Origin of the sequence: Bradyrhizobium sp. USDA 327, from assembly GCF_041262065.1 — a bacterium.
Classification (GTDB): Bacteria; Pseudomonadota; Alphaproteobacteria; order Rhizobiales; family Xanthobacteraceae; genus Bradyrhizobium; species Bradyrhizobium liaoningense.
Window position 1 is genome coordinate 7,851,777 of the sequence record NZ_JBGCCW010000001.1, and the last position, 22,307, is coordinate 7,874,083.

22 protein-coding genes are annotated in these 22,307 nt (G+C 64.8%); 14 read left to right on the forward strand and 8 right to left on the reverse strand.

Annotated elements, in window-relative coordinates; translation table 11 throughout:
* The first annotated feature begins 91 nt into the window (after positions 1-91).
* A complete protein-coding gene (locus tag ABIA42_RS37090) occupies positions 92-352 on the forward strand; it encodes a hypothetical protein (protein ID WP_271527075.1) in 261 nt (86 codons plus the stop codon).
* Positions 353-544: 192 nt separating this feature from the next.
* Positions 545-1,291 (forward strand): OmpW family protein, encoded by a 747-nt coding sequence (locus tag ABIA42_RS37095; protein ID WP_028180280.1) that lies wholly within the window; start codon positions 545-547, stop codon positions 1,289-1,291.
* Between the two features lie 255 nt (positions 1,292-1,546).
* Here the strand turns inward: ABIA42_RS37095 and ABIA42_RS37100 are convergent, their stop codons facing one another.
* The gene (locus tag ABIA42_RS37100) at positions 1,547-2,242 is read right to left on the reverse strand and encodes a DUF1013 domain-containing protein (protein WP_271527074.1); all 696 of its coding nucleotides are present in this window, start codon (positions 2,240-2,242) and stop codon (positions 1,547-1,549) included.
* Between the two features lie 265 nt (positions 2,243-2,507).
* On the opposite strand from ABIA42_RS37100, the gene ispH reads away from it, so the two are divergent.
* From ispH to rnhA, 3 genes are read left to right on the forward strand one after another with little or no spacing between them, the layout of a single operon-like run.
* The gene (gene ispH, locus ABIA42_RS37105; RefSeq protein WP_061024173.1) at positions 2,508-3,476 is read left to right on the forward strand and encodes a 4-hydroxy-3-methylbut-2-enyl diphosphate reductase; all 969 of its coding nucleotides are present in this window, start codon (positions 2,508-2,510) and stop codon (positions 3,474-3,476) included.
* Between the two features lie 6 nt (positions 3,477-3,482).
* Positions 3,483-4,466: a homoserine kinase gene (locus tag ABIA42_RS37110; RefSeq protein WP_271527073.1), complete on the forward strand. Its 984-nt coding sequence runs from the start codon at positions 3,483-3,485 to the stop codon at positions 4,464-4,466.
* Entirely contained in the window at positions 4,463-4,927 is a 465-nt protein-coding gene (gene rnhA, locus ABIA42_RS37115; RefSeq protein ID WP_091895107.1) for a ribonuclease HI, read from the forward strand. The genes ABIA42_RS37110 and rnhA overlap by 4 nt, the downstream gene beginning before the upstream one ends.
* Before the next feature lie 153 nt (positions 4,928-5,080).
* Here rnhA and ABIA42_RS37120 read toward each other — a convergent pair whose 3' ends face one another.
* From ABIA42_RS37120 to ABIA42_RS37145, 6 genes are all read right to left on the reverse strand, one after another.
* Complete coding sequence (locus tag ABIA42_RS37120) at positions 5,081-5,566, reverse strand: peroxiredoxin (protein WP_271527072.1); 486 nt, start codon at positions 5,564-5,566, stop codon at positions 5,081-5,083.
* A gap of 108 nt (positions 5,567-5,674) precedes the next feature.
* Complete coding sequence (locus tag ABIA42_RS37125; protein WP_370116049.1) at positions 5,675-6,229, reverse strand: DUF924 family protein; 555 nt, start codon at positions 6,227-6,229, stop codon at positions 5,675-5,677.
* Between the two features lie 16 nt (positions 6,230-6,245).
* Positions 6,246-7,931 carry a long-chain fatty acid--CoA ligase gene (locus tag ABIA42_RS37130; RefSeq protein ID WP_370116048.1) on the reverse strand — a complete coding sequence of 562 codons (1,686 nt, stop codon included), beginning with the start codon at positions 7,929-7,931 and terminating at the stop codon, positions 6,246-6,248.
* A gap of 191 nt (positions 7,932-8,122) precedes the next feature.
* Complete coding sequence (locus ABIA42_RS37135; protein WP_370116046.1) at positions 8,123-9,634, reverse strand: D-alanyl-D-alanine carboxypeptidase family protein; 1,512 nt, start codon at positions 9,632-9,634, stop codon at positions 8,123-8,125.
* A gap of 190 nt (positions 9,635-9,824) precedes the next feature.
* Positions 9,825-11,621, reverse strand: a complete 1,797-nt coding sequence (locus ABIA42_RS37140) for a glucan ABC transporter ATP-binding protein/ permease (protein ID WP_370116044.1) — start codon at positions 11,619-11,621, stop codon at positions 9,825-9,827.
* 85 nt (positions 11,622-11,706) lie between these two features.
* Complete coding sequence (locus ABIA42_RS37145) at positions 11,707-12,753, reverse strand: ABC transporter substrate-binding protein (RefSeq protein WP_370116042.1); 1,047 nt, start codon at positions 12,751-12,753, stop codon at positions 11,707-11,709.
* A 230-nt stretch (positions 12,754-12,983) separates the two neighbouring features.
* On the opposite strand from ABIA42_RS37145, the gene ABIA42_RS37150 reads away from it, so the two are divergent.
* From ABIA42_RS37150 to ABIA42_RS37180, 7 genes are all read left to right on the forward strand, one after another.
* The gene (locus ABIA42_RS37150; protein ID WP_271527066.1) at positions 12,984-13,352 is read left to right on the forward strand and encodes a hypothetical protein; all 369 of its coding nucleotides are present in this window, start codon (positions 12,984-12,986) and stop codon (positions 13,350-13,352) included.
* Positions 13,353-13,469: 117 nt separating this feature from the next.
* Entirely contained in the window at positions 13,470-13,874 is a 405-nt protein-coding gene (gene hisE, locus ABIA42_RS37155; RefSeq protein ID WP_035671782.1) for a phosphoribosyl-ATP diphosphatase, read from the forward strand.
* A 45-nt stretch (positions 13,875-13,919) separates the two neighbouring features.
* Entirely contained in the window at positions 13,920-14,522 is a 603-nt protein-coding gene (locus ABIA42_RS37160) for a YqaA family protein (RefSeq protein WP_370116040.1), read from the forward strand.
* A gap of 150 nt (positions 14,523-14,672) precedes the next feature.
* Entirely contained in the window at positions 14,673-15,212 is a 540-nt protein-coding gene (locus tag ABIA42_RS37165) for a hypothetical protein (RefSeq protein ID WP_271527064.1), read from the forward strand.
* A gap of 36 nt (positions 15,213-15,248) precedes the next feature.
* Positions 15,249-16,649, forward strand: a complete 1,401-nt coding sequence (locus ABIA42_RS37170; protein WP_370116038.1) for an aspartate ammonia-lyase — start codon at positions 15,249-15,251, stop codon at positions 16,647-16,649.
* Between the two features lie 283 nt (positions 16,650-16,932).
* Complete coding sequence (locus ABIA42_RS37175; RefSeq protein WP_370116036.1) at positions 16,933-17,901, forward strand: NAD(P)H-dependent flavin oxidoreductase; 969 nt, start codon at positions 16,933-16,935, stop codon at positions 17,899-17,901.
* Positions 17,902-18,045: 144 nt separating this feature from the next.
* A complete protein-coding gene (locus ABIA42_RS37180) occupies positions 18,046-18,819 on the forward strand; it encodes a thioesterase family protein (RefSeq protein ID WP_271527061.1) in 774 nt (257 codons plus the stop codon).
* Positions 18,820-19,156: 337 nt separating this feature from the next.
* Here the strand turns inward: ABIA42_RS37180 and ABIA42_RS37185 are convergent, their stop codons facing one another.
* Positions 19,157-20,719, reverse strand: coding sequence for an AMP-binding protein (locus ABIA42_RS37185; protein WP_370116034.1), 1,563 nt, complete (start codon positions 20,717-20,719; stop codon positions 19,157-19,159).
* A gap of 107 nt (positions 20,720-20,826) precedes the next feature.
* Between ABIA42_RS37185 and ABIA42_RS37190 the strand changes: the two genes are divergently transcribed.
* Together ABIA42_RS37190 and ABIA42_RS37195 are read left to right on the forward strand one after the other, a co-directional pair.
* Positions 20,827-21,792: an NAD(P)H-dependent flavin oxidoreductase gene (locus ABIA42_RS37190; RefSeq protein WP_370116033.1), complete on the forward strand. Its 966-nt coding sequence runs from the start codon at positions 20,827-20,829 to the stop codon at positions 21,790-21,792.
* Positions 21,793-21,944: 152 nt separating this feature from the next.
* Positions 21,945-22,193, forward strand: a complete 249-nt coding sequence (locus tag ABIA42_RS37195) for a hypothetical protein (protein ID WP_124159385.1) — start codon at positions 21,945-21,947, stop codon at positions 22,191-22,193.
* Positions 22,194-22,307: the final 114 nt, after the last annotated feature.

Here is a 22,307-nt window from a genome sequence, read left to right on the forward strand (position 1 = left end):
AGGAAGAAAGGCCCCGCTGCTGCATCCGGGCCTTTCATGGTTCGAGACGCCGGCTGCGCGGGCTCCTCACCATGAGGACGAAAGAGCTGCCATGAATTCGAAGTCGTTTCTTGCGATTGTGTTTGCGGGCCTCATGCTCTCCGCCTGCTCCGCGCGCTACCAGACGCCGGTGGCGATGGGCGGCGACGACGATGACGCGGTCTGCCTGAGCCGTGGCTATGCGCAGGGCTCGCCGGAATACGTGGCCTGCCGTAAGGATCGCGACGTCCAGCGCAATGCCGCCATCGCCCGCGCCGACCGCCGCCAGCGCGACCTCGGCGAGTACATGCTGAACCATCCCGAGCGGCCCTGATGTGAGCGCGGCATCATGGTGCCGCGCCTCGCGCCTTGCATTCGCGCTTTTCGTGACACATCTGCAACGCCGCGACACAAATCGTACCGCGTTTCGCCTGATTTGATCGGCATCAAATCCTTCACTGTCCCCTTTCTGCTCTGACGCTGATGTCGCGCAACGATGCGCGAGAGATGGCTGAAGGGGATTGAAATGCATAGAACGACGAGAAACCTGGCGCGGCTCGCCACGATTGGCGCGATGCTCGTGGGCACCTTTGCCTCGGCGCAGGCTGCCGATTTGCCGGTCTACAAGAAGGCGCCGCCGCCGGTAGAGGCGTTCAATCCATGGATGATCCGCCTGCGCGCGCTCGGCGTGCTGCCTGATGGCGGCGGCAGCAGCGTGAACGTGGCGGGCGTGCCCTCGCTTTCTTCGCCGAATTCCGGCCTCTCGATCAGCGATCAGGTCGTCCCCGAGCTCGACATCAGCTATTTCTTCACCAAGAACATCGCGGCCGAGCTGATCCTTGGCGTGACCAGGCACTCGATCAGCGGCACCGGCTCGCTGGCGAACCTGCCGATCGGCAAGACCACGCTGCTGCCGCCGACGCTCACGCTGCAATATCACTTCGACAATTTCGGCGCGTTCAAGCCCTATATCGGCGCCGGCGTGAACTACACGGTGTTCTTCAACAATTCCGCCGCGAATGCGCCGGCTGCAATCGCCGGTCCGCCCGCGATCGTCGCCACCACCACCAACCTGCACGTCAGCAACGCCTGGGGCGGCGCCGTCCAGTTCGGCTTTGACTACATGATCGACCGGCACTGGGGTCTCAACGTCGACGTCAAGAAGCTCTGGCTGCGTCCGAACTACTCGGCGACCGTCTCCGGCCTGCCGGTCACCGGCACCGCGCATATCGATCCGTGGCTGGTCGGCGCGGGTGTGACGTATAAGTTCTGAGAGCGCGCCAAAAGAGGGCATTGGCGTCGCGACAAATTCCGCTGTCGTCCCCGCGAACGCGGGGACCCATACCGCGGAATTTATCGATTGTTGTTGGTAGAAGTACCAAACGACAAGTCTTCGCCAAACTACGTCCTGGGGTTATGGGTCCCCGCGTTCGCGGGGACGACCCACCGAGGGTGGAGTACACGAAACAAAAATGCGGCGGGTTTTCCCGCCGCGTTTGCATTCGATGGTGAATGAACGAGAGAGGAACTACTCCTCCTCGTCTTCGTGCTTCTTTCCGCCGAGCGTCTTCAGCTTGGCGAACACGGCGTCGACATTGAGATCGTCGCTGGACTTCTCCGCGGGCTCGTACTCGTCCTTGCGGGTGGTCTCGGAGGCCGGCAGCAGGGTCGCGCCGCCATAGGTTGCGTCGATCGGCTTTTCCTTGGCAGCGCGCTGCACCTCGAAATCGAGCTCGATCTGCGAGCACAGGCCGAGGGTGACGGGGTCGATAGGGGTCAGCGCCGATGTGTTCCAGTGGGTACGGTCGCGCACGCTCGCGATCGTGCTCTTGGTGGTGCCGACCAGGCGCATGATCTGGGCGTCCTTGAGTTCCGGATGGTTGCGCAGCAGCCAAAGGATGGCGCTCGGACGTTCGTGGCGGCGCGAGACGGGGGTGTAACGCGGTCCTTTGCGCTTGGGCTGGGGCGGTAGCACCACTTTGCTCTCCTGGAGGCGGAGCCGGTAATCCGGGTTTTTCTCGCCCTTCTCGATCTCCTCGCGGGTCAGCTGGCCGTTGGAGAGCGGATCCATGCCCTTGATGCCCTGGGCGGCGTCGCCGTCCGCGATCGCGCGGACCTCGAGGGGATGCATCTTGGTGAAATCGGCGACCTGGTCGAAGGTCAGCGCGGTATTGTCGAGCAGCCAGACGGCGGTCGCCTTGGGCATCAGAGGTGCGTTGCTCATGGCAAATCTCCTTTGTGCTTCGCCCACCCCTCTGGAGGCGAAACCGGTGGTCATCAGCGATGACATGGAATTCGCGCTATATAAGCCGGGAGGGGGTAGCCACGCAATGGTTCTGCTATAGATAGTGCCTTGACACCGCCCGAAAGGGGGCCCAATTCCCTTTGAACCGCTGTAGGGTTCAAGCCGACCGTTTTAAGCCCCTATTCCATCCATCGACCGCCCCCGCCAGAAGGCGAAACGGGCGATTCGGTCCCGAGATCGCTCAATGTCAGCCAAACCAGACCTCAAGATCGTGCTTTGTTCTCCCCGCGGCTTCTGTGCCGGCGTGGTCCGGGCGATCGACACTGTGGAACGGGCGCTCGATAAGTACGGCGCCCCGGTCTATGTTCGCCACGAGATTGTGCACAACAAGTACGTCGTCGATGGGTTGAAGAAGAAGGGCGCCATCTTCGTCGAGGAGCTCGCTGAAATCCCGGAAAACACCACCGCCCCGGTGGTGTTCTCGGCGCATGGCGTGCCGAAGTCGGTTCCGGCCGACGCCCAGTCCCGCAATCTGTTCTCGCTGGATGCGACCTGCCCGCTGGTGACCAAGGTCCACCGCGAGGCCGCGATCCACTTCAAGCGCGGCCGCGAGATCTTCCTGATCGGCCACTCCCACCATCCCGAAGTGGTCGGCACGCTCGGCCAGCTTCCGCCCGGCGCCGTGACCCTGATCGAGACCGCCGAGGACGCCAAGACGATCACACCGAAGGACCCCAACAACCTCGCCTTCGTGACCCAGACCACGCTGTCGATCGACGACACCGCGGAGATCGTGGCGCTGCTCAAGGAGCGCTTCCCGAACATCAACGGCCCGCACAAGGAAGACATCTGCTACGCCACCACCAACCGCCAGCTCGCGGTGAAGAAGGTGGCGCCGGTGGTGGACGCCCTGATCGTGGTCGGTGCGCCGAATTCGTCGAACTCGCAGCGCCTGCGCGAGGTCGCCGAGCGCGAGGGCTGCAAGATCGCGGTGCTGGCGCAGCGCGCCACCGACATCGACTGGACCAGGTTCGGCAACATCACCAGTCTCGGCATCACGGCGGGCGCCTCCGCGCCTGAAGTGATCGTCGAGGAGATCATGGACGCCTTCGCCGAGCGCTACACGCTGCACGTGGAGACGGTCTCGGCCGCGGAGGAGAACGAGTTCTTCCCGCTGCCGCGTCAGGTGCGCCCCGAAGCTGCCGCCGAGTAGATCTTTATGGCGGTCTACACCGACGTCGCCGCCGACGAGCTTGCGGATTTCCTGAAACAATACGATCTCGGCGAATTGCTCTCCTACAAGGGCATCGCCGAGGGTGTCGAGAACTCCAACTTCCTGCTGCACACCAGCAAGGGCTCGTTCATTCTCACGCTCTACGAGAAGCGCGTGGCGAAGAACGATCTGCCGTTCTTCCTCGCGCTGATGACGCATCTGGCCGAGCACGGCGTCAATTGTCCGCTGCCTGTGAAGGCGAAAGATGGCGAGGCCCTGCGCGAGCTGGCAGGCAGGCCCGCGGCGATCATCACCTTTCTCGAAGGCATCTGGCCGCGCAAGCCGAATGCGGCCCATTGCGCCGGGGTCGGCGACGGGCTGGCGAAGATGCATCTGGCCGGCGCGAACTTTGCGATCAAGCGCACCAATGCGCTCTCGGTTTCCGGCTGGCGGCCGCTGTTCGACGCGGCTTCAAGCCGCGCCGACGAGGTGCAGCCGGGCTTGCGCGATTTTCTTGCCGCCGAGCTCGATTATCTCTCGAGCGGCGTCTGGCCGACCAATCTGCCGGAGGGCGTGATCCACGCCGACCTCTTCAACGACAACGTCTTCTTCCTCGGCGACAAGCTCTCGGGCATCATCGACTTCACCTTCGCCTGCAACGACATGCTGGCCTATGACGTCGCGATCTGTCTCAACGCCTGGTGCTTCGAGCCGGATCATTCCTTCAACGTCACCAAGGCGCGCGCTTTTCTCAACGCCTATGGCCGGGTGCGCAAGCTCTCCGAGACGGAAGAGGCGGCGCTGCCGCTGTTGGCGCGCGGCGCTGCGATCCGCTTCCTGCTGACGCGGCTGGTCGACTGGCTCAACGTGCCGCCGGGCGCGCTGGTCAGGCCGAAGGATCCCCTCGAATATTTCCGCAAGCTGCGCTTCCACCAGAGCGTGACGAGCGTGCGAGACTATGGGCTGACGCCGTCGGGGCTGGTGGCGTGAGCGAGCTTCCCAATGTCACGATCTACACCGACGGCGCCTGCTCGGGAAATCCCGGGCCGGGCGGCTGGGGCGCGATCCTGAAGTTCGGCGACAAGGAAAAGGAGCTGAACGGCGGCGAGCGACATACCACCAACAACCAGATGGAGCTGATGGCGGCGATCTCCGCGCTCGAGGCGCTGAAGAAGCCGTGCACGGTCGATCTCTACACCGACAGTCAGTATGTCCGGCAGGGCATCACGGGCTGGATCTTCGGCTGGAAGCGCAACGGCTGGCGCACCGCCGACAAGAAGCCGGTGAAGAATGTGGAGCTATGGCAGCGCCTGGATGCCGCGCTGAAGCAGCACGAGGTCCGCTGGCATTGGGTCAAGGGCCACGCCGGGCACCCAGAGAACGAGCGCGCCGATCAGCTCGCGCGCGACGGCATCGCGATGGCGCGGTTGCAGCAGCGGGTGCGGGAGTAGGCGACGACGTCGTCGCTCCACCTTCAACTGTGATCGCCCGCGAAGGCGGGCGATCCAGTATTCCAGAGTCGGTTGTGATTGAGCCGAGAGGCCGCGGCGTACTGGATGCCCCGGTCAAGCCGGGGCATGACAGCGTCTGTTGTCGCGAAGCGCTTACAGCTGCCCGAGCAGCGTATCGCCGCCGGAGACCTCGACCTTGCCGGGCATTGCCTCGAGGTTCAGCTTCTTCACCACGCCGTCCTCGACCAGCATCGAATAGCGCTTGGAGCGGATGCCGAGGCCGTTGGCGGAGGCGTCGAGCTCCATGCCGATCGCCTTGGTGAAGTCGGCATTGCCGTCGGCGAGGAAGACGGCCTCGTCGCGCTGGTCGGTGTCGCGCTTCCAGGCGTTCATGACGAAGGCGTCGTTGACGGAGACGATGGCGATGGTGTCGACGCCCTTGTCCTTGATGGCATAGGCGTTGAGGAAGATGCTCGGCAGATGCATCTTGTGGCAGGTGCCGGTATAGGCGCCGGGCACCGCGAACAGCGCCACCTTCTTGCCCTTGAAGATGTCGTCGGTGGTCTTCACCTGCGGGCCTTCCGCCGTCATCACGCGGAATTTCGCCTCGGGTAGCTTTTCGCCAATCTGGATCGCCATCATCAGTCTCCCTGGAAATCGGTCCCGCGTTTTAGACCGTGCGGCGGGACTGCACAATATTGCCGGCCGAGGAAGCAGCAAGGCCGCCCGGCCTTCATGGCTACGTCATCAGCCGGCAAAGCCGCCCCCGTCCAGGAAAGCCTGTTCTTCCGGCGCGGTCTCGCGGCCGAGGATGCGGTTGCGGTGAGGAAAGCGGCCGAAGCGGCGGATGATGTCTGCGTGCTCCCGGGCGTATCTCAGGCTCTCGGCGTCACCGGCGCCCTCGAACAGCGCGACGCAGCGCTCCTGGTCCGCCAGGTGCTCGGAATGCATGAAGGGCATGTAGAGGAATTCGAGCAGGGCGGGATCGATCCTGCGATCGGTCCTCCGATGGATGGCGCGGCGGGCAACGTCGCGCGCCAGCGCATCGCTGGCAAAGGCTTGGGGCGTGCCGCGAAACATGTTGCGCGGAAACTGGTCAAGCAGAATGACGAGCGCCAGCGCGCCGTCGTCGCTCGTCGCCCAGTCCGCCAGCTCCCCGGCGGCCGCCTTGTGCCAGAGCATGAGAAAGCGGCGCCCGATTTCCGCGTCGAAAGCCTCGTCGCGCGCGTACCAGCGCTCGCGGCCGGCCTCGCGCCAGAAGGCGAGAATGCCTGACGGCGAGATGTCGTCGACGTCGGTCATCAACCGGAGGAGCGGCTTACGCCGCTTCGGCCTTTTGCTCGTCGCGGAGCTGCCGGCGCAAAATCTTGCCGACATTGGTTTTCGGCAGGTCGGTACGGAATTCGATGTGCTTGGGCACCTTGTAGCCGGTGAGCTGCTCGTGACAGAATTTGATCACCGCCTCGGCGGTGAGGTTGGGGTCCTTCCTCACCACGAAGGCCTTCACCGCCTCACCCGACTTGGAATCGGGGATGCCGATCACGGCGCATTCGAGCACGCCCGGATGGCTCGCGATCACTTCCTCGACCTCGTTCGGATAGACGTTGAAGCCGGAGACCAGGATCATGTCCTTCTTGCGGTCGACGATCTTGGTGTAGCCCTTCTCGTCCATGATGCCGATGTCGCCGGTGCGGAAATAACCGTCCGCCGTCATCACCTTCGCGGTGTCTTCCGGCCTGTTCCAGTAGCCCGACATCACCTGCGGGCCCTTGGCGCAGATCTCGCCGGGCTGGCCGAGCGGGACTTCGTTGCCGTCGTCGTCGCGAATCGAGATCCAGGTCGAGGGCACGGGGATGCCGATCGATCCCGTGAACTCCGTCGCCGTCGCCGGGTTGCAGGTCAGCGTCGGCGAGGTCTCCGACAGGCCGTAGCCCTCGGCGATGAAGCAGCCGGTGATCGCCTTCCATTGATCGGCCACAGGGCGTTGCACCGCCATGCCGCCGCCGTTGGAGATCTTCAGCTTGGAGAAGTCGAGCTTCTTGAAGTCGGGATGGTGCATCAACCCGTTGTACAGCGTGTTCACGGCCGGGAAGCTGTTGACCTGGTATTTCGCCAGCTCCTTGATGAAGCCGGGAATGTCGCGCGGGTTGGGGATCAGGAGATTGCAGCCGCCGGCGCGCACCGCGAGCAGGTAGCAGGCCGTCAGGGCGAAGATGTGATAGAGCGGCAGTGCACACACGATCATGAGCTGGTCGACGTGTGGCGGCGCGGTGAGCGCCGGCTGGAGCCAGGCGTCGTTCTGCAGGACGTTGGCGACGATGTTGCGATGGAGCAGCGTCGCGCCCTTGGAGACGCCGGTGGTGCCGCCGGTATATTGCAGGAACGCGACGTCGCCCGGCGAGAGTTTCGGCCTGTTGAACGTCATGCCGCGGCCGGCCGAGAGCGCGTCGTTGAACGCCACCGCCCCCGGCAGCGACCAGGCCGGGACCATCTTCTTGACCCGGCGGACGACGAGATTGACGATGATCCCCTTGAAGCCGAGCAGGTCGCCCATGCTGGCGACGATGACGTGCTTCACCTGCGTCTTCGCGATCACCTGCTCGACGGTGTGAGCAAAGTTCTCCAGCACGATGATGGCTTCGGCGCCGGAATCCTTGAGCTGGTGCTCGAGCTCGCGCGGGGTGTAAAGCGGGTTGACGTTCACGACCGCGTATCCGGCGCGCAGCACGGCGGCGATCGCGACGGGGTACTGCAGTACGTTCGGCATCATGATCGCAACACGGGCGCCGCGCTGCAGCCCGCGGCCCTGCAGGTAGGCGGCGAACGCGACCGACATCTGGTCGAGGTCACGATAGCTGATCGACTTGTCCATGCAGATGAACGCCTTGCGGTCGGCGAACTTGGTGAAGCTCTCCTCCAGAAGGTCGACCAGCGATGCGTATTGCGTCGGCTCGATATCGGCGGGCACGCCGGGCGGATATTGCTTGAGCCAGATGCGCTCCATGGAAAACTCCCCTCATTGACCAGAGCCCGTTGTGTCACGGGCTTGCCGCATTGCCGCCAGTATCCAGCCTGCCGGAACTGGTGGCAAGCCGTCGTGGCTTAGGGCAAAGGTCGGGGCGTAGCTACTGGAATCGTCGCAAACCGCGCTGCCGCGGGTGCGAAGCGCGGGCTGCGGTTTAATCCCGGGAAACGTTAACTGTTGTTCGCCGGCTTGGCGGCAGCGGCGGGCTTGGTCGCGGCCTTGGGCTTGGCGGGCTTGGCCGCCTGATCGCCGCCTGCCGCAGGCTTCGCCACGGCATCGTGTTTGGTCGCGGCTTGCTTGGACCCGGCCGGCTTGGCTGCGGTCTTGGCGTCACCCTTGGCGTCACTCTTGGCACTGGATTTGGCGGCAGACTTGGCTTCGGACTTGGCGTCCGGCTTCACCGCCGCCGTCTTGGTGTCCTTGCCTGCGTCCTTGTTTCCATCCTTGGGCTTGTCGGCGGCGTCAGGCTTCTTGGCGACGCGCGACTTCTTGCCGCGCGGCTTGGACGCGGCCTGCTGGTCGGCATCGGCCGCGACCGCCGCGATCAGGGCGGTGCCGGTGCGCGTCGGGCCGGTATAGACCAGCACGGGTTCGGCCGCCGCGGGGGCCGAGGCCATCAGCTCGGAAGCCTTCATCATCAGGGGCGGCTGCAGGCCCGCCGTGAAGAAGGTGACCTGGGCTTCTCCGCCAGTGGCCGAGGCCGATCCGGTCGCGCCGCCATTGGCCGCAATCAGCGCATCGTCGTCGTCACTGGCCGGCCGCCTGCGGTGGGGCCCGCACATCTCGTCGCGCAGGTTCGGCGGCGAGGCGTCGACCGGCACGAGATTGTCGACGGTGCCGAGCGAGGGGCGCAGCCAGGTGAGATTGTCTTGAGCGAAGCCGCGCTCGAGCAACTGCGCCGCCTTCACCGCGCGCGCCGTGCCGGAACTGGCGCCGAGCACCACCGCGATCAGCCGGCGGCCATTGCGCGTGGCCGAGGCCACGAGGTTGTAGCCGGAGGCGCAGATGAAGCCGGTCTTGAAACCGTCGGCGCCGGGATAGCGGCCGATCAGCTTGTTGAAATTACCGGTCACGCGCTTGCCGAAGCGGATCGCCGGGATGTGTGCGAAGTACTCGTATTCCGGCAGGTCGCGCAGGAACGCGCGCGCCAGGATTCCGAGATCGCGCGCGGACGTGATCTGGCCGTCGGCGGGCAGGCCGTTCGGATTGACGTAGCTCGTCTGCGTCATGCCGAGCTTCTTCGCGGTGTCGTTCATCATTGCGGAGAAGCCGTCGATCGAGCCGCCGACGCCTTCGGCCAGCACCACGGCCATGTCGTTCGCCGACTTGACCATCATCATCTTCAGCGCGTTGTCGACCGTGAGCTGCGTTCCTGGGCGGAATCCCATCTTCGAGGGCGACTGCGAGGCCGCCGTCGGCGACACCGTGAGCAGCGTGTCGAGCGTCAGCCTGCCGTCCTTGACCGCATTCAGCGTGACATAGGCGGTCATGATCTTGGTGACGGAGGCCGGATACCAGGGAATGGTCGCGTTGTCGGCCTGCAGCACCTTGCCGCTGTCGGCCTCGATCAGCAGCAGCGCTTCGGCGCTCGCCGCGCGCGGCGCGAGCAATGCGGCGCATGCGAGGCCCGCAGCGAACAGGTTGAACAGCGATTTGCGAAGCAGCGGGCGAAGGGCGTGCACTATCCGATTCCGGTCCTTGGAGATCCGCCGGTTCCGGTCGGCTCTCGTGATCTGATGGTCGGTTCCTGAAATCCAGCGCCGCCGCTTGCGGCGTCGCAAACCTATACCGGCTCGTGCGTCGAGAATAGGGGGATCGCCGCGGTATTCCGCAATGAAATAGGCCGAATTTCGACGGTGCCGTGGGGACTTGCTATGGGGATTTGGCAGCCGTCGCGGCAGTCTCGGCCGCCGTCACGCTGGCCCGTGCGTCCTCCTGAACCATGAACTGGGCCCTGGCAAGCTCGGCGAAATGGCCGCCTTTGGCCACGAGTTCATCGAAAGTTCCGCTTTCGATCACGCGCCCATTCTCGAACACCAGGATCCGCGTGGCGTTGCGGATGGTCGATAGGCGGTGGGCGATCACGAAGGTGGTGCGGCCCTTCATCACTTCGTCGAGAGCGGCATTCACCTTGGCCTCGGTGACGGCGTCGAGCGCGCTGGTAGCCTCGTCCAGGATCAGGATCGGCGGATCCTTCAGCAGCGCACGGGCGATGGACAGGCGTTGGCGCTCGCCGCCGGAGAGCATGCGGCCGCGTTCGCCGGCATTGGTCTCGAAGCCACCGCTGCGCTCGATGAACTCGAGCGCCTGCGCGCGCTCCGCCGCCTTGCGCATCTCGGCCTCGGTCGCGTCCGGCTTGCCGACGCGCAAATTATCGGCGATCGAGCGGTTGAACAGCAGCGCTTCCTGGAACACCACGCCGATGTTTCGCCGCAGCGAGGTCAGCGTGACGCCGCGCACGTCCATGCCGTCGATCTTGATGACGCCGGACTGCGGATCGAAGGCGCGATGCAACAGCGCAATCGCAGTCGACTTGCCGGCGCCGGTCGGGCCGACCAGCGCAATGGTCTGGCCGGGCAGGGCGGTGAAGGTGAGGTCCTCGATCGCAGGCCGCTTGCCGTCATAGGAGAACGTGACGTCGTTGAACTCGACGAGGCCCGACAGCCGGCCGGCATCGATTGCGTCGGGCCGGTCGTGCACCGCGGGCACGGCGTCGAGCACATTGAAGAACTCGCGCAGGCGCGGGGCTTCCATGAACACGTTGTTGATGAAGCTCACGACCTGCTCGAGCTTCTGGATCAAAAGCGTCGCGAAGCTCACGAACATCACGATGTCGCCGACCGAGGTGAGCCCCTGGTCGTGTAGGGCGATGCCGAAGGTGAAGATCGCGAGCACCGTGATGGTCGTGGAGGCGCGTGTGATCACGGTGACCAGCGCCCACCACGACAGCACCGGCATCTGCGCGGCCAGCAGCTCGTCGGCGACGGAGCGCAGCCCCTTCACCTCAGATTCGACGCGCACGAAACTCTGCACCAGCGCGACGTTGCCGAGCGCGTCGGAGGCGCGCGCGGAGAGCTCGCTGTAGTGCTCCTCGACCGCCATCTGCATGCCGAAGGTCCTGCGCACCACGAAGGTGGTCAGCGCGGTGAAGACGATGCAGAGCACGAACAGCAGAATCGCCAGCCGCCAGTTCAGGTAGAGCGACAGCGGCAGCAGCACCACGACCGAGAGGATCGCGGCAAAATGCTCGCGGAAGAAGCCGAGCCAGAGCCGCCACAGCGCGTCCGTGCCGTTGAGCATCACCTTCATCAGCCGGCCGGAATGGGTGCCGGAATGGAAGGTCAACGGCAGTTGCAGGATGTGCTCGAAATAGCTGGTCAGCACCGCCTGACGCTGGCGGTGCGAGAGCCGGTCGGCTTGCAAGGCCACGAGCGCGCTGCACGCGATGGTGAACAGCCCGAACGCGACCCAGGCAGCCAGGAACGGCCAGGCCGAGTTCGACCCGGCCACCGACTTGCCCGAGAGCACGTCGACGATACGGCCGAACAGCACAGGCTCGGCGAATTGCGTGCCCGCGAGCAGGAGATTGGCGACCGCGAGCATCCAGCCCAGCCGCGCTTCCTTGCCGAGCAGTTCGAGAACGCGGGTGTAGAGACGGAGGATCGACATGCGAGCGACGAACTCGAGTGGGTAACGGAGCCCGTATTTTAAGCAGGGATCGTGCGGGAGATATAGCGGAAGCTGTCAGTTTTGCTCAATTGATCAGCCGCCCGGCGACCGGTGGCAGGAACCGGTCATCGAAGATGTCACCCGCGGTGGGCCGCTTGCGGAATTTGAAGTCCTGCGCGATCTGGTCGATCGAGCGCTCCAGCCGCGCCGGCTCGACGCCGCCGAGGCCGTTGCGCCTGACCTCGTCCGTCAGGATGTGGTCGGCGAGGATGGTGCGCAGGCGCTCCAGCTCCAGGTTGCGGTCGCCGTCGTCGATGCGGCTCGCTGCCTCCTCCGCCGCTCGCCCCGGCTCCCTGACGGTCGCGGTGATGCCCGCCATCAAGGCGCGGACGAAGCCCTTCACCGCGTCCGGCTTTGCTGCGGCAAAGGCGGGATTGACTACCACGGCAAAGCCGTAGGCTTCGCAGCCGTAGTCCGCGTAGCGCAGCACGACGAGATCGGCTCCGGGCACGCCGCGGTCGCGCAGGTTCACCGCCGAGAGATAGCTGAAGCCGGCGACCGCATCGACCTGGCCCGCGGAGAGGATCGGCTCGCGTACCGCCGCGCTGATCTTGTGGAATTTGACGCGCGATGGATTGATTCCGTTCTGCCGCGCCAGCGCCGGCCACAGCCGAATCGACAGATCGCTGTCGGTGACGCCGACGGCCTTGTGATCGAGATCGGCCAACAGCTGGATGCCGCGGCTCTTGCGCGCGACGATCGCGTAGGGCGCGCTGTTGAACAGCACGAACACCGCCTTGACCGGCGCCGCGTCGTCCTTGTCGCGAAAGCGGATCAGCTCGTTGATGTCGACGAGCGCAAGCTCGCTGTCGCCCCTGGCGACGCGCGCGAGCGCCTCCGGCGATCCGCTTGCGCTGTTGAAGGACACGTTGAGGCGCTCGGCGCCGAACCTGCCGTCCTTCGCCGCAAGGAAAAACGGCGCCATGCTTGCGTCCGGCGGGCGGTCGAAGGTGAAGTGGATCGCAACGGGCGCGTTGGTCTCGGTCGCGCTGACGTCGCGTGCAATCAGCGTCGCAAGCAAGATCGAGAAAGCCAGCAGGCAGTGAAATGCGGTCGTCTTGAATCCTGACATCGGTTGCGCCGGTCCCGCATTGTTATGGTTTCGTGACGCTTGCAGCGCGCGGCCCGCGACGACCGTGCGCGCGCCAACATGAACGGCGGATGAGCGACGTTGCGGCATCGTTACGCAATCCCGTTCAGCTTGTGTTGGGGTTGAGGAACCTAACTTAGGTTATGCGGGTTTTGATAGGCATGAGCCTGTCCGCAGGCGTCCGTTCCAGGTCCCAAAGGAGGGCCCAAGACATGTTCGAGCGATTCTCCAGATTTGCGGGCCGAAAGGCCGTTCTCGCCACTACCGCGGTGCTGGCGCTGACCACGATTGCCCCGACCGCGTCATATGCGGGCGGTCGCCACTGGCATGGCGGTGGAGGCGGCGCGGCCGCAGCTGCGGCTTTCGCGGCCATAGGCACGGGTCTCGCCATCGCGGCCAGCCGCAATGCCTACGCCTATGACTACGGTCCGGGCTACGGCTATTACGGCGGTCCGGCCTATTACAGCGCTCCGGCCTACGGTCCCTATTATGGTCCGGGCCCGAACTACCAGTATCAGCGCTATGGCGGCACGGCTCCGTCCGAGTTCTGCGGCCAGGGCTACTATCAGAACTGCTACTAGTTCGGCATCCATGGGTTGACCATGACGGGCCGTCGCGCTTGCCGCGTCGGCCCGTTTTCTGCTTTTATTGTCGCGCGTTAACGCGCTTGCCATTGGTTTAGAGTAGTTTTGAGTACCATGAGTGATTCGCTTGAGCGGCTATATCTGGCTGTGCTCGCGGCCAGAGATCTTGATCCGGCAACATCGCGCACCGCCCGGCTGTTTCAGCGCGGCCCTTCCAAAATGGCCAAGAAGCTGGCCGAAGAGGCCATCGAAGTCGTAATCGATGCGGTCAACGGCGATAGCGAGGCCGTGATCCGGGAAAGTGCCGATCTGCTCTACAATCTCACCGTGCTGTGGGCCTCGGCCGGGGTACGTCCCGAGGACGTCTGGCGGGAGATGACGCGGCGTGAGGACATGCTCGGCATTGCCGAGAAGCTGCCGAAATCACCGATGAAACTGCCCAAAGTCGCGTCACCCCGCGTTGCGGCCAGGCGGCCAATTGTCGCGCTCGAGGGCCGTGCCGCGCGCAAGCGCCACTAGAAACGTCATAATTCGCCTCAATCTCGGCATGGACAAATCCGTCCCATGGTGCTTCATCGCGGCGCCATGCTGAAACGTATTTACGACTGGTGCATCGACGCCGCCCACAAGCCCTATGCGCTCTGGATCATGGGTGTCGTCTCCTTCGCCGAAAGCTCCTTCTTTCCGGTCCCGCCGGATGTGATGCTGATTCCGATGTCACTGGCGCGCCCGCAGCGTGCCTGGCTCTATGCGGCGGTCTGCACCGCGACCTCGGTGCTCGGCGGCATCGTCGGCTACGCCATCGGAGCGCTGCTGTTCGACTCGGTCGGCCAATGGCTGATCCAGGTCTACGGCCTCGGCGACAAGGTCGACGCCTTCCGCGCCTCCTATGCGGAATGGGGCGCGGTGATCATCCTTCTCAAGGGGTTGACGCCGATCCCCTACAAGCTCGTCACCATCACCTCGGGCTTTGCCGGCTACAACATCATCCTGTTCATCCTCTGCTCGATCGTCGCGCGTGGCGGACGCTTCTTCGTCGTCGCGATCCTGCTCAACCGCTACGGCGACTGGATCCGAGTCAGGATCGAACGGCATCTCGGATTGTGGGTCGCGATCGGCGCGATCGTGCTGGTGCTCGGCTTCGTGGTGGCGGTCAAGTTGATCTAAAGCATGATCCGGAAGAGTGCGCAGCGGTTTTCCGAAAAGATCATGCTAAAACAACAACGTAAAGCGCGATGACGATTCATCCTAATCGCATCGCGCTTTAGGAGCCCTGGCGGCTTTGCCGCAGGACCGGCTTCGGCTACGGTTGCCGCCATGATGGTTCGATCCGGCAATCCGGCGGTGCGGCTCGGGACGCTGACGTCAGCGGCGCTGCTGCTCCTCCTCAGTGGCGGCGGCATCGGGTGGACGCAATCTGCACCGCCATCGCTCGGCCTCCAGCAGCAGGGGGCCCAGGCCGCGCCGTCGCCCTCGACGCCGGCCTCTTCCGCCGCGCCGCCGCGCGAGGAAAATCCCGGGCTGATCAATGAAATGGGCAAGCTGTTCGACAAGCTGCCTTCGATCCTGCCGCCGATCAAAAGCCCGAGCGAGACCATGAGCGACCTGTCGCGGCTGGCCACGCCCTCGACCATGGTATCAGGGCGCGTGGTCTGCCCCATCTCGTCAAACGGCGCGCCCGACTGCAAGCAGGCCGCCGACCAGCTCTGCCAGGGCAAGGGCTACAAGGAAGGCAAGAGCCTGAATGCCGACTCCGCCGAGAAGTGCTCGGCCAAGGTTCTCATTCCTGGCAGGCAGCGTAAACCGGACGACTGCCGCACCGACACCTTCGTGACCAGCGCGCTGTGCCAGAACTGACGTGACGGCCCAGCGCGGAAGCAGCAAGGAGCGCCCATGAGCCGGACGGAGCAGGACTTCCTCGGACAGCGTGAGATCGCCGACGACATCTATTACGGCGTCCAGACCATCCGCGGGAAGGAGAACTTCCACATCACCGGCATTCCGATGAGCCAGGAGCCTTACTTCGTGAAGGCGCTTGGCTACGTCAAGAAGGCTGCCGCCATGGCCAATCGCGATCTCGGTGCGATCGAAGCCAAGGTCGCGGACGCCATCATCCTCGGCTGCGACCGCGTCATCGCCGGCGACATGATGGATCAGTTCGTCACCGACTTCATCCAGGGCGGCGCCGGCACCTCCACCAACATGAACGCCAACGAGGTGATCGCGAACCTCGCACTGGAAGCGCTCGGTTTCAGCAAGGGCGACTACCAGCACGTCAGTCCCAACGATCACGTCAATTACGGCCAGTCGACCAACGACACCTATCCGACCGCCTTTCGGCTGGCGCTGATCCTGCGGCTCGAGAGCTACATGACGGCGCTGCGCCAGCTCCAGGAGGCCTTCTTCACCAAGGGCCGCGAATTCGATCGCGTGCTGAAGATGGGCCGCACGCATCTCCAGGACGCGGTGCCGATGTCGCTCGGGGCCGAATTCCGCGGCTGGGGCACCACCATCGGCGAGGAGGTCGACCGCATCTCGGAAGCGCGCGCGCTGCTGCGCGAGATCAATCTCGGTGCCACCGCGATCGGCACCTCCGTCACGGCCGCGGTCGGCTATCCCAAGCTCGCCGTGCGGCACCTCGGCGCGCTCACCGGCGTCGACTTCGTGCTTGCCGGCGATCTCGTCGAGGCGACCTCCGACACCGGCGCCTATGTGCAGCTCTCGGGCGTGCTGAAGCGCACGGCGAGCAAGCTGACGAAAATCTGCAACGACATCCGCCTCCTCGCCTCGGGCCCGCGCGCCGGCTTCAACGAGATCAATCTGCCGCAGCTGCAGCCGGGCTCCTCGATCATGCCCGGCAAGGTCAATCCGGTGATCCCCGAGGTCGTCAACCAGACCAGCTTCCTCGTCATCGGGCTCGACACCACGGTGACGCTCGCGGCTTCCGCCGGCCAGCTCCAGCTCAACGTGATGGAGCCGGTGATCTCGTTCGCGCTGTTCTTCTCGATCCGCACCATGGAGCGCGCGGTCAACAGCCTGCGCGAGAATTGCGTGGTCGGCATCACCGCCAACGAGGAGCACACCCGCAACATGGTGCTGAACTCGCTCGGTATCGTCACCGTGCTGAAGCCGCTGCTCGGCTACAAGCAATGCGCCGAGATCGCGCGCGAGGGTTACAAGAGCGGCAAGCCGCTGCACCAGATCGTCGTGGTCGAGCGCAAACTGCTCACGCAGGAGAAGTGGGACGAGATGTTCTCGTTCGAGCGGCTGATCAATCCGGATTTGATTGGTTGAGCTCTTTGCCGCGCTGGCGGTGTTTACCTCTCCCATAGGGAGAGGTCGGCGCGTAGCGCCGGGTGAGGGGTTACGCTCGCTCGTGGGACTTGATCCCCTCACCCGAATTGCTGCGCGATTCGACCTCTGCCTATGGGAGAGGCGAAGAAGGAATTCCGCTGCTTGGAATTGCGCCAGCCGCGTCCTCCTCCGGCGTCAAAACGCAATACTTGACAGTGGAAAGATTGCCTTGTTGGTATGACCCCAACCTTCGATTTGACCGTCAACAGAGGATCGTTTCGCAATGTCTATGCCTGCCTTGTTCAAAGGGCGCCTGTCGATCCCGGTGATCGGCTCGCCGCTCTTCATCATCTCGGTGCCCGATCTCGTGATCGCGCAGTGCAAGGCTGGTGTGGTCGGCTCGTTTCCGGCGCTGAATGCGCGGCCGCCGGAGCTGCTCGACGAATGGCTGGCGCGGATCACCGAAGAGCTCGCGGCGTATGACCGCGCCCATCCCGACAAGCCGTCGGCGCCGTTCGCAGTCAACCAGATCGTGCACAAGTCGAACAACCGGCTCGACCATGACATGCAGCTCTGCGCCAAGTACAAGGTGCCGATGATCATCTCCTCGCTCGGCGCGCGCGAGGAGCTGAACCAGGCCGTGCACGGCTGGGGCGGCATTGTCTTCCACGACGTGATCAACCAGAAATTCGCCCACAAGGCGATCGAGAAGGGCGCCGACGGCCTGATCCTGGTCGCAGCCGGCGCCGGCGGCCATGCCGGCACCATCTCGCCGCTGGCTTTCGTTGCCGAAACGCGAAAATGGTTCGACGGTCCGATCGCGCTGTCGGGAGCGATCGGCAACGGCAAGGCCATCCGCGCTGCACGCATTCTCGGCGCCGACTTCGCCTATATCGGCTCGGCCTTCATCGCGACCAAGGAGGCCAATGCGGTCGAGCGCTACAAGGAGATGATCGCGGGATCGTCGGCCGACGATATCGTGTATTCCAACCTCTTCACCGGCGTGCACGGCAATTATCTGAAGCCCTCGATCCTCGCGGCCGGAATGGATCCCGACAATCTGCCGACGTCCGATCCTTCCAAGATGAATTTCGGCACCGACGCCTCCGGCGAGCGCGCCAAGCCGAAGGCCTGGAAGGAGATCTGGGGAAGCGGCCAGGGCATCGGCAGCATCGACAAGGTCGTACCAGCGGCCGGGCTGATCGCGCGCTTCAAGAAGGAGTACGAGGAAGCGATCGATCCGCCGCTGTAGTTCTCGTGTCCCGGACGCGGTGCAATGCGTAGCATTGCTCCGCAGAGCCGGGGGGACTCATCGCCGCCACGCGTGGACCCCGGACGGCGCACCGCTATGCGCACCGCCGCGTCCGGGGAACGTCAACCGAGACGGATTGAAATGATGACCGCCATCTACCGCGTCGACGGCAACAGCGTCGTCACCAGTCCGGATGCGGCCGGCCCCTGGGACCGGCGCATGCAGCACGGCTCGGCGCCGGCTTCGCTGGTGACATGGGCGGCCGAACGCATTCCGACGCCTGTTGCGATGGACATCGCCCGCGTCACGATCGATCTGATGCGGCCGGTGCCGGTCGCGCCGCTCACGATCGTGACTGAAGTCTTGCGCGAGGGCCGCAAGATCCAGCTCTGCGGGATCAAGCTGCTCGCGGACGGCGTACAGGTCGTCGGAGCCACCGTGCTGAAGGTCAGGCGCCAGGTGCTGAACCTGCCCGATGACGTCGAGGAGTTGCCGGTCACGCTGCCGTCGCCGGAGGACTCGCTGGTCGAGGACGGTCACGCCGCCACCAGCCCGTTCGTGCGATCGGTCTCGATGCGCGCCGCGCGCGGCCGTTTCGGCCAGGCCGGCGCCGGCGCGATCTGGTTTCGCGTCGACCATCCGCTGATCGCCGGTGAAGCGGTGTCGCAGGCGATGCGCGCCGTGGTCGCCGCCGACTTCTCCAACGGCACTGCCTCAACGCTCGACTTCCGTGCCTGGACCTACATCAACGCCGATCTCACCGTGAATTTTTCGCGCCAACCCATCGGTGAGTGGATCTTGCTCGATGGCGAGTCGTGGATCGGTGCCGACGGCGCCGGCCTTGCGATGTCTCGGCTGGCAGACCGGCAGGGCTATTTCGGCCGGGCGGTGCAGAGCCTGGTGATCGAGAAGCGGTGAGCGCGACGGCAAGCGTCGCTCTTGGAGCCGATTGAACGGCAGGCTTCCGCCGCCGCGGAAGGGATGCAAGGTCGTGCTCGACCAGGGCATCCTGCCAGTTCACATTCCGTAGAAGATCTTGATCTCCCACAGCACCACGATGATCGCCGTGATCAACGTGACCGCGGCGATTGCACTTTCCAGGGAAGCGACTCTCATCTCTTACTCCGCTTCCCAGCCCCATCAGCGGTCTAGGTGATTCCCTGATTCGCCGGCAATTCGTGGACCTCGCCGCCACCCAACTCCGTTGCGTGTTGTGGTGTCCCGGCCACAACTCCCCCGTAGAATCCCGGGGTGCTCATCCCACCATCCGGTCCCGCCCGCTCCAGAAGCCCGCCCGCAGCACCTTCTTGTCGACTTTGCCGACGCCGGTCATCGGCAATTGCTCTACGAACTGAACCTGCTTCGGGGCATGCGCCGAGCCCTTTCGCGTCTTGACCAGGTTGATCAGCTCGTCCGGATCGGGCTTTGCCCCCTCGCGCGGTACGACGATGGCGGTGACGGCCTCGCCCCACTTCTCGTCGGGAATGCCGACGACCGCCACCATCGCCACATCCGCATGCTGCGACAGCACGTCCTCGACCTCGCGCGGGAAGATGTTGAAGCCGCCGGACACGATCATGTCTTTCTTGCGGTCGAGGATGAACATGTAGCCGCGCTCGTCCCTGCGCGCGATGTCGCCGGTATGGACCCAGCCGTTCTTCAGCGTCTCGGCGGTGACGTCCGGCCGCTTCCAGTACTCCGCCATCACATGCGGGGCACGCACGCAGATTTCGCCGGGCTCGCCCGCCTTCACTTCCTGGTCGTTGTCGTCGAGGATCTTGACCTCGCACGCTGCGATCGGGAAACCGCAGGACAGGAACAGCTCCGGGTTCTTGGGATCGTGGTCGGCCTTGCGCAGGACCGAGACGGGATAGCATTCGGTCTGGCCGTAGAGCTGCGAGAATACGGGCCCGATGCATTCGATACCCTCGAGCAGCCGGCTCGGCGACATCGCGGAGGCGCCATAGAGCACGAGCTCGAGCGAGGACAAATCGGTCTTCTCCAGTGCGGGATGATCGAGCAGCACATAGATCATGGTCGGAACGAACAACGTGAAGTTGATGCGCTCGCGTGCGATCGTCGTCAGCACCGCCTCGGGATCGAAACCTTTCAGCATGTGCACCGTGCCGCCGCGCATCAGGGTCGGCAGCACCTTTGTGCCGGCGACATGGCTGATCGGCGCGACCGTGAGATAGCGCGCAGCCTCCGGAATCTCGAAATCGGCCAGGATCGCGCCGGCGGCTCCGGCATTCTCGCGATGATAGCGTAGCGCGCCCTTGGATTTGCCGGTGGTGCCGCCGGTGTAGTTCAGCGTGGCGAGATCGTCGGGGCCGGCAAGGCACAGCGGGCTCGCGTGTCCGGCATTTTCGATGGCGGCCAGCAGATCGACGCCGTAGCCGGCCGGCCCCATGGTGAAGACCGCCTTCAGCCGGCCGGCCTTGGCAGCGAGCTCGCCACCGCGGTCGCGGAAGGCGGCCGCATCGACCACCAGCATCTCGGCCTCGGAGTCCTCGAGCTGGAACAGCTGGTCCTCCAGCGATCCCAGCGGATGCAGCCAGGTGATGCAGAGCCGTGCCAATTGCGCGGCGACGCCGGCGCACCAGGTATCGGCGCGATTCGCGGTGAGGAAGGCGACGCGCGCGCCGGGCTGCAATCCAAGCCGCATGAACACGCCCTGGATGCGTCCGATCAGGTCGATCGTACCGCGATAGCTCAGCGATCCGCCGGGCCAGGCGAAAGCGGTGCGGTCGGGATAGCGCGACAGCGCCCGTAGCGTCTGCGCACAAGCTGGAGGCGATGCGTGGAGCGGATCAGACATATGTTTCCTCGTTGCTTTGTCACCGGCTTCTGGCGTGCCAATGTTGTCGATGACGCTAGCACAGAGACTGCGGGAGGGAACGACAACGCCCGCGCAGGGAGGCATGCATGCCATCGGATCGACTGCAACGCTTCCGCGATCGTCTCGCGCTGCCGCTGATCGCGGCGCCGATGTTTCTGGTGTCGGGCGTCGAGCTCATGGTCGCGTCTTGCCGCAATGGGGTGATCGGCAGCTTTCCCACCGCGAATTGCCGCGACACGGAACAACTCGACGCATGGCTCACCGAGATCGGCACGCGGCTGCGACAGCATGAAGATCAAACCGGGCGCAAGGTCGCGCCGCTCTGTCCGAACCTGATCGTGCACCGCTCCAATGCGCGGCTCGCACAGGATCTCGCCGTGCTGCTGCGGCACGGGCCGGAGATCGTCATCACCTCGGTCGGATCGCCCGCGCAGGTGTTGAGGCCACTCCATGATGCCGGGGCGTTGGTGCTGGCGGATGTCGCCTCGATCCGCCACGCCGAGCGTGCGGCGGAAGCCGGCGCGGACGGGCTGGTGCTGCTCACGGCGGGCGCGGGCGGGCAGACCGGCTGGCTCAACCCGTTCGCCTTCGTCCGCGCGGTGCGCGCATTCTACGACGGCATCATCGTGCTGGCGGGCGGCATCAGTGACGGCTACGCGCTGCGGGCCGCTGAAGTGCTCGGCTGCGATCTCGCCTATATGGGCACGAAGTTCATTGCGACGCGGGAGAGCATGGCGGACGTTCGCTACAAGCGGATGCTGGTCGAGAGCGGCGCCGACGACATCCTGCTCACCACCGCGTTCACGGGCTTGCAGACCAGCATGCTGCGGCCGTCAATCGTCGCCGCCGGACTTGATCCGGACGACCTGCCGGCGCGCGGCGCGATTGACATCGTCAAGGACATCGACGTCGCCGCGCGCGAGAACCGGCCGAAGCGCTGGCGCGACATCTGGAGCGCCGGGCACTCCGCATCTGGGGTGACGGAGGTGCTCGCGGTCGACGATCTCGTCGCGCGGACGCGTGCGGAATATCGCGAGGCGGGTGGGCGGTAGCCGATCCAGTCCTGCCGGGACATCGATGTTCTCCCAGCCCGATCACAGTTAATCGAGCGCGCCCCTGCGCGCCCGCATTTAACGGCAGATTAACCATCGCCCGCCAAGAATCCCCTTCACGGCCGCCAACCAGGACCGAGAGGGGACAGGCGATGGACTTCGATTTTCTCAACAGCAAGTCAGCTGCGACGATGGACGAGATCCGCGTCCGCGTCGCCCATGCCCTGGCCCGCCACCCGCTGTGCCGCAACGTCCGTTTCGACATCGTCAGCGTCCCCCGCACCCGCCGCGGCGGCAATTGGACGGTGACGCTGCAATCGGTCGAGCCGCGTGCGGTCTGGGAGGCCTCGGAGATCGTGGCCGACATCCAGGATGCCTATGACCTCGCGGCAGCTGCCTGATTTTCTTGAGCTTTTCGGGCGGTGTCGCCGCAGTCCGCTCGATTTGCCGCTGCAATGGCACCGTTAAGCCTTAATTATCGCCCAGTTTTTGGGGCACTGATCACGTGGACTTGA